At 36.2% G+C, this 6,934-nt stretch carries 5 protein-coding genes and 3 pseudogenes; all 8 read left to right on the forward strand.

Annotated elements, in window-relative coordinates:
- A pseudogene (locus HMPREF2801_RS08535) lies at positions 1 to 288 on the forward strand (replication initiation protein); the annotation flags it as partial.
- A complete protein-coding gene (locus HMPREF2801_RS08540) occupies positions 285 to 1,136 on the forward strand; it encodes an ATP-binding protein (RefSeq protein WP_070611877.1) in 852 nt (283 codons plus the stop codon). The pseudogene HMPREF2801_RS08535 and the gene HMPREF2801_RS08540, both read left to right, overlap by 4 nt.
- The gene (locus tag HMPREF2801_RS08545; protein WP_070611879.1) at positions 1,133 to 1,618 is read left to right on the forward strand and encodes a PcfB family protein; all 486 of its coding nucleotides are present in this window, start codon (positions 1,133 to 1,135) and stop codon (positions 1,616 to 1,618) included. The genes HMPREF2801_RS08540 and HMPREF2801_RS08545 overlap by 4 nt, the downstream gene beginning before the upstream one ends.
- Positions 1,615 to 3,399, forward strand: a complete 1,785-nt coding sequence (locus HMPREF2801_RS08550) for a VirD4-like conjugal transfer protein, CD1115 family (protein WP_070611880.1) — start codon at positions 1,615 to 1,617, stop codon at positions 3,397 to 3,399. Before HMPREF2801_RS08545 ends, HMPREF2801_RS08550 begins: the two co-directional genes overlap by 4 nt.
- A 165-nt stretch (positions 3,400 to 3,564) precedes the next feature.
- The gene (locus tag HMPREF2801_RS08555; RefSeq protein WP_000807041.1) at positions 3,565 to 3,876 is read left to right on the forward strand and encodes a single-stranded DNA-binding protein; all 312 of its coding nucleotides are present in this window, start codon (positions 3,565 to 3,567) and stop codon (positions 3,874 to 3,876) included.
- A gap of 3 nt (positions 3,877 to 3,879) precedes the next feature.
- Positions 3,880 to 4,008 (forward strand): annotated as a pseudogene (locus HMPREF2801_RS09120) (Maff2 family mobile element protein); the annotation flags it as partial.
- 725 nt (positions 4,009 to 4,733) lie between these two features.
- Positions 4,734 to 6,593, forward strand: coding sequence for a group II intron reverse transcriptase/maturase (ltrA, locus tag HMPREF2801_RS08560; protein WP_070611881.1), 1,860 nt, complete (start codon positions 4,734 to 4,736; stop codon positions 6,591 to 6,593).
- 151 nt (positions 6,594 to 6,744) lie between these two features.
- A pseudogene (locus HMPREF2801_RS09125) lies at positions 6,745 to 6,843 on the forward strand (Maff2 family mobile element protein); the annotation flags it as partial.
- Positions 6,844 to 6,934: the final 91 nt, after the last annotated feature.

Consider the following 6,934-nt stretch of genomic DNA (forward strand, 5'->3'; position numbering starts at 1 on the left):
AGTAAGTATAGTAAGAGAGAATATAGTTTTTGCAAAAACGGACTTGGAACATTTCAAAATGTATTTTTAACTGATGAAGATATTTCTGATTTACAAATCAAACTAAATGCACAGCTTGATAATTACATTGAACGCTTATCTGCATATATCAAGAGTACCGGAAAGAGCTATAAAGACCATAAAGCGACGATCCTTTCTTGGTTCTATAAAGATCAGGGCAAAAGCAAGCAGGCGAAAACATCAAATGTCCCGACATGGGAAGAATATAACAAAGGAGAACATTTATGAAAAGAGAATTGGAAAAAATAATGATAGAGGATGTAGAATTTGCCTATGATTCTGAAAAAGAATACATCAAAGACGGACACGCATATTGTAAAGTCTGCCACGAAAGAAAAGACGGTGATGTAATGGAATTTTTCGGAAATAAAATGATATTAAGGGTAGCTTGTAAATGCGATAGAGAAATAGAGAAACAAAAGAAACGAAGAGAAAAACAGATGGAAATTGAAAGGTTAAAAAGAACCTGTTTCAATTCCATGAGGGAGTGGTCATATACCTTTGAAAATTATCAGGGAGAAGAAAATCAAAGCCTCATGATTGCAAAGAATTTTGTAGAAGATTATGAGAAAATGAAAAAAGAAAATATCGGACTTCTCTTTTATGGCTCTGTAGGAAGCGGAAAGACCTATCTTGCCTGCTCCATTGCAAATAGCCTTATTGAACAGTATCAAATAAGTGTTAAGATTAGGAATTTCGCACAGATTATCAATGAACTTCAAAAAAGCAGCTTTGACTTTGATAAAAACGCATATATTGAATCCCTTGTAAATACTTCCGTTCTTATCTTAGATGACTTGGGAATTGAAAGGGATACAAGCTATGCTAAAGAGCAGGTATATAACATTGTCAATAGCAGGTACCTAAAACAGAAACCGACTATCTTCACAACTAACCTTTCTTACGACACAATCCAAAATTGTAAGGATAGCGTTGAATATCAAAGAATCTATTCAAGAATTATTGAAATGTGTATTCCCGTTATGGTTGTAGGTGAGGATTTCAGAAAGTTTATTCAAAGAGATAAGCTAACTCGCAATAAAGATAGATTACTGAACGGAGGTGAAAGGAGTTGATCAATGAAGAAATTGCAAGAAAAACGCTCACCATGGAAGTGAGAGCCGGCAAAGTAACAGGCAAGATACTTTTGGATTTGATAAGGAAGTTACTGAAAGAATCAGAAAAAATCGGTGGACTTGAAAAGCTCGTTGGGAGTAAAGGGAATGAAGTAAAACTAAAAGATATGGTTAAAAAGGGACAGCTTGAAGAGATACCAGTAGAAGAAACAGAATTGAAGGAACTGAAAAAAGAACTGAACAGATATGGAGTTAAGTTTTCGGTAATGAAAGATAAAGAATCAGGTAAATACTCAGTGTTCTTTCAAGCAAAAGATATGAAAGTGATGGACAAAGCATTTAAGCACGCACTTTCAGAATCAGAAAAGAAAACGGAAAGGAAAGAATCTATTCATAAAAACATTGAGAAGTTTAAGGAGATGGCTAAAAATTCTGTTTCTAAAGATAAAATCAAGAACAAGCAAAAGGAGCAGAGCCTATGATAGAGAAAATACTAAAGGACATCAAAGGCTTGTTTAAGGTGCAGGATAAGGCAAAGTTTCTAAAGCAGAACATTCCCTATCTTGCATTTTTCTATGTTGGCAATATCTTCTCTCACCATATACGAGCCTATACTGGTGGCGATGTAATAGACAAAATCTTTCAAGGGATATTAGAGCTTAACACCATGAGCTTTATTCCAAGCATTCATCCAACTGACATTATAATAGGCATAGGAGTAGCAGCTTTAATTAAATTCATTGTCTACAGCAAAGGCAAAAATGCAAAAAAGTTCAGACAGGGAAAGGAGTATGGTTCAGCAAGATGGGGAACGAGAAAAGATATAGAACCATACATGGATGAAAAATTCCAGAACAATATCTTGCTTACACAAACAGAACGATTAACTATGAATGGTAGACCTAAAAATCCTAAATATGCTCGTAACAAGAATGTACTTGTTATAGGAGGTAGTGGTTCTGGGAAAACTCGATTTTATGTAAAACCGAACTTAATGCAAATGCACTCGTCATATTGCGTGACCGATCCTAAAGGAACAATAGTCCTTGAGTGTGGCAAGATGCTTGAAGATAATGGCTATGAGATTAAAATTCTAAATACCATAAACTTCAAAAAGTCTATGAAGTACAATCCTTTTGCATATATTCGTTCTGAAAAAGATATTCTAAAGCTTGTTCAGACAATTATCGCAAACACGAAGGGCGAGGGAGAAAAAGCAGGTGAGGACTTTTGGGTGAAAGCTGAAAAACTCTACTATACAGCACTTATCGGATATATCTGGTATGAAGCTCCAAGAGAAGAAAAGAACTTTGCAACACTACTTGATATGATAGACGCTTCAGAGGTAAGAGAAGATGATGAAACCTACATGAATCCGATTGATAGACTCTTTGAAGCATTGGAAAAGAAAGAACCGACACACTTTGCGGTGAAGCAATATAAAAAGTACAAATTGGCTGCTGGGAAAACTGCCAAGTCTATTCTAATATCTTGCGGAGCAAGACTTGCCCCATTTGACATAAGAGAGCTTAGAGAACTAATGAGTGAAGATGAACTTGAGCTTGATACACTGGGAGATAGAAAGACAGCACTCTTTGTCATTATCTCCGATACAGATGATACTTTTAACTTTGTGGTATCTATTATGTATTCTCAGCTATTTAACTTGCTATGTGATAAGGCAGATGATGTGTATGGAGGAAGATTACCTGTTCATGTAAGATGCTTACTTGATGAGTTTGCAAACATCGGCTTAATTCCAAAGTTTGAAAAGCTAATAGCGACAATACGTTCCAGAGAAATATCAGCAAGTATAATTCTTCAAGCACAATCTCAGCTAAAGGCAATCTATAAAGATAATGCTGATACAATCGTGGGCAACTGTGATAGCACCTTATTTCTTGGTGGAAAGGAGAAAACAACACTTAAAGAGCTTTCTGAAACGCTTGGTAAAGAAACCATTGACCTTTACAACACATCTGAAACAAGGAGTAATCAAAAGAGTTTTGGACTTAATTATCAAAAGACAGGCAAGGAGCTTATGAGTCAAGATGAAATTACGGTCATGGACGGCGGTAAATGTATTTTTCAGCTTCGTGGTGTCAGACCTTTTCTATCAGATAAATTCGATATTACAAAACATAAGAACTATAAGCTACTGGAGGATTATAATAAGAAAAACTTGTTTGATATAGAAAGCTATATGAAGCGAAAAGGAAAAGCAAAGCTGAATAGGGAAACAGTTATTACAAGAATGCAGTAAGTCTAAAAAACATAGATTTGCTGCTTTTTTATTACTCAAAGTCAGGAGGTAAGATGATAAGAATACGAAGTCCCACTAAGAAAAAGTAAATAGGATGAGCATCAGCGATTGGAAAAGAAAAAATTCCGGTCGCTTTTTTATTTAAACGAAAAGGAGAAATTTTTAATGAAGCAAGAAATGATTAACATCAATGCCAATTTATTGGCAGAGCCCACTTTTTCAAGTTTTGACAAAGAGGGAGAAACTGTTGAGGTTGCAAACTTCACGCTTGTAAAAAAGTACGGGAAAGGCAAGGAGTATATCAACTGCGCAGCCTATGGAGAAAAATCGGAGAAAGCAAAGGACTTTGAAAAAGGCGATTTGATTCATATCTTTGGTTACTTTAAGAAGCGTGAAAAAGAGGGAAAGACTTACAAAAACTTTGTAGTGAAGTCATATAACAAGATTGAAAAGAAAGAAGAAAGCGAGGAGGAATAAATTATGGAATTTTTTACACAGGCAGTTAATGTATTAAAGATTTTGGTAATGGCAGTAGGAGCAGGACTTGGAGCATGGGGTGTTATCAACCTGATGGAAGGATATGGCAATGACAATCGTGCGACACGTTCATAAGTGAAAAGCTTATGCACTAAGTCGAAGGACTGAAAGTTCAAAACTTAGGAGAACTGGCAATCTGATAGGTAGAATGACGGGGTAACGCCCTGAAATGCCTACACTGATACTCCGATTGGCAATAAATATTAGACTAATTTATTGTCAAAAGCTCGGTGAAGTCGGCAGAGAGTAGCCGTAAGACTGATATTAACATCAGACACGAAAGCTGTTCAGAGGTGGACGGTGCTACCTATATGTCGGGTGTCGAATACGCATGGTGAGAATGTGTATACCAAAGCACTGACGTACTTCCGAATGTAAGGGTCTAAACGTTTGAATTTGCCTAACGGCAATTCCCATCAAAGATGGGGTGTTTGTGGATGAGTAAGAATGGTTGTTATGAAAATCCATATATCGTTACAGGCGATATGGTGAAAACTAAACACAGGCTTAGAGGAAGAACCTAAACGTATTCAAAGATAAGATTGTCGGAACGTGGTAAGCCAAGAGCATGGAAGCAGTCTAATGCTAATGAAGTGTTGAATGGGAAAATGACTGAAAAAAACAGCATATAACCGTTCTTTATCTTGGTGAAAGCGGTGGCACAGTACCTATGAAGCGAAAATAATAAGTTCGTGGAGGGATAGCCACCAGTCACAGGAAAGTACAAGAACTGAAATTAAGACAAACACAGCTTCGAGTATGACAAAGAAAATCAAATCCGAAAGGAGATGGTGACTGTGTCCACTTCGAAACAAACACTGAAACAAAGCAAAATCCGTTATACGGAATACTATGACTTGCAAAAAGTCCTTGATGATTTATATGAAGATAGCGGTAATAATAAAGTATTTTCAAATTTAATGGAGTTGATAACTTCAAGAGAAAATATTAAACTTGCCTATCGTAGTATAAAAGGGAACAAAGGAAGTCATACGGCTGGGGTAGATGGCAGAACAATAAAACATCTATCAAGGCTAAATGAAGAAGAATACATTTCTCTCATACAAAAACAGTTTCATTGGTATAAGCCACGCCCTGTAAAGAGAGTGGAAATGCGAAAGCCTAATGGGAAAATTAGACCTTTAGGAATACCAACTATTGTAGATAGAATTGTACAACAATGTATCTTGCAAATATTAGAGCCAATATGTGAAGCCAAGTTTCATGACAGTTCCTATGGGTTTCGACCTAACAGGAGTACGGAACACGCTATTGCAGAATGTGCAAGACTAATGCAGATACAGCACTTACACTATGTAGTCGATATTGATATACAAGGATTTTTCGATAACGTATATCATGCAAAGCTCATAAGGCAGCTTTGGAATTTAGGAATCCATGACAAAAAGTTACTTTGTATCATTAAGGAAATGCTTAAAGCAGACATAGTTATGCCCGATAAAAAGGTAATTACACCAACAAAGGGAACACCACAAGGCGGAATATTATCACCGCTACTATCTAATGTAGTCTTGAACGAATTAGATTGGTGGGTTTCATCTCAATGGCTGACAATGCCTACGCATTATCCATATAAACAGAGAACGAACAGTCAAGGAACAGAGATAAAAAGCCATACTTACAGAGCTTTAAGAACAAGCAACCTAAAAGAAATATACATTGTAAGGTATGCTGATGATTTTAAGATATTTTGCCGTAATTACTACGATGCAAAAAGAACCTATCAGGCAGTTACAAAATGGTTGCAAGACCGATTAAAACTAAATGTGAGTGAAGAAAAATCTAAAATAACAAATCTAAAACAAAGGTATTCGGAGTTCTTAGGATTTAAGCTTAAGGTTAAACCAAAAGGCAAAAAGTTTGTTGTACAGTCGCATATAAGTGATAAGGCACTGAAAAATGCAAAAGAAAATATTTCTAAATGTGTTGCGGATATAAAAAGACCTGCAAACGAAAAGGAACAGTACAAAGCAATAGCCAAGTATAATGCCACTGTTTCAGGCTTGCATAATTACTACCAAATAGCAACAAATGTAAGTTTGGACTTTGCTAAAATAGCCTTTCACATTAAAAAGCAGATGAACAACAGACTTGATATTAAAACCAGTGGAATGCTAAACAAAGGATTTATCAAAGAAAAATATGGAAAAAGTAAACAGCTTCGCTTCCTTAATGGACATCCGCTAATTCCAGTTGGATATATTAGGACAAAGGACGCAAAACACAAGAAAAAGGTTGTAAATAAATACACTGTAAAGGGCAGAGCTTTTATTCATAAAAATCTGCAAATCGATGTAGATACACTTGTTTGGTTGATGAGACATCCTGTACTTGATAAGAGTATAGAGTTTGCAGACAACAGAATCTCGCTCTTTGCAGCACAATATGGCAGATGTGGGGTAACAGGTGTAAAACTTACACCAAACTATATACATTGCCATCACAAGATACCGCTTGAACAAGGCGGTACAGACAGTTATAGCAACTTAATTCTTGTTACAGCTGCAGTTCATATACTTATCCATGCAACAAAAGAAGATACAATCCAAAAATATATAAAAGAGCTTGGCTTAACGGTCAAGCAGATCGAGAAATGTAATAAGCTTAGAAAAATGGCAGGATTGCCACTAATTTAGAAAAAAATAATTTGTTACGAAGTGTGTAAGTCTTAGTTAAAACGTGAAAATCTTTCTTGTGATGGAACGCCGTGTGCGGTGAAAGTCGCATGCACGGTGTGAAGTGGGGGAAAATCCGGAGATAACATCAAAGGATTACCTATCACTATCGGGTGCAAAATCTCAAGGTATTAAGCAGCTGATGGCAGGAGGCGGTATTGTCCTAATCGGACTTAAGCTGATTCCACTTCTTGCCAATGTACTCAAGTAAGAAGAAAAGGAGAGCTTAGATGTTTGGGATATTCGACAAGATAGAAGAATTTTTTAAGGAACTTCTACTGGGCGGTATCCAAGCAAACTTA

Source organism: Peptoniphilus sp. HMSC062D09 (assembly GCF_001811425.1).
Lineage (GTDB): Bacteria > Bacillota > Clostridia > Tissierellales > Peptoniphilaceae > Peptoniphilus_A.

Excerpts from the sequence above, each read along its gene's own strand:
- HMPREF2801_RS08555 (WP_000807041.1), top strand. The coding sequence starts at position 3,565 with ATGAAGCAAGAAATGATTAACATCAATGCCAATTTATTGGCAGAGCCC.
- HMPREF2801_RS08550 (WP_070611880.1), top strand. The coding sequence starts at position 1,615 with ATGATAGAGAAAATACTAAAGGACATCAAAGGCTTGTTTAAGGTGCAG.
- HMPREF2801_RS08540 (WP_070611877.1), top strand. The coding sequence starts at position 285 with ATGAAAAGAGAATTGGAAAAAATAATGATAGAGGATGTAGAATTTGCC.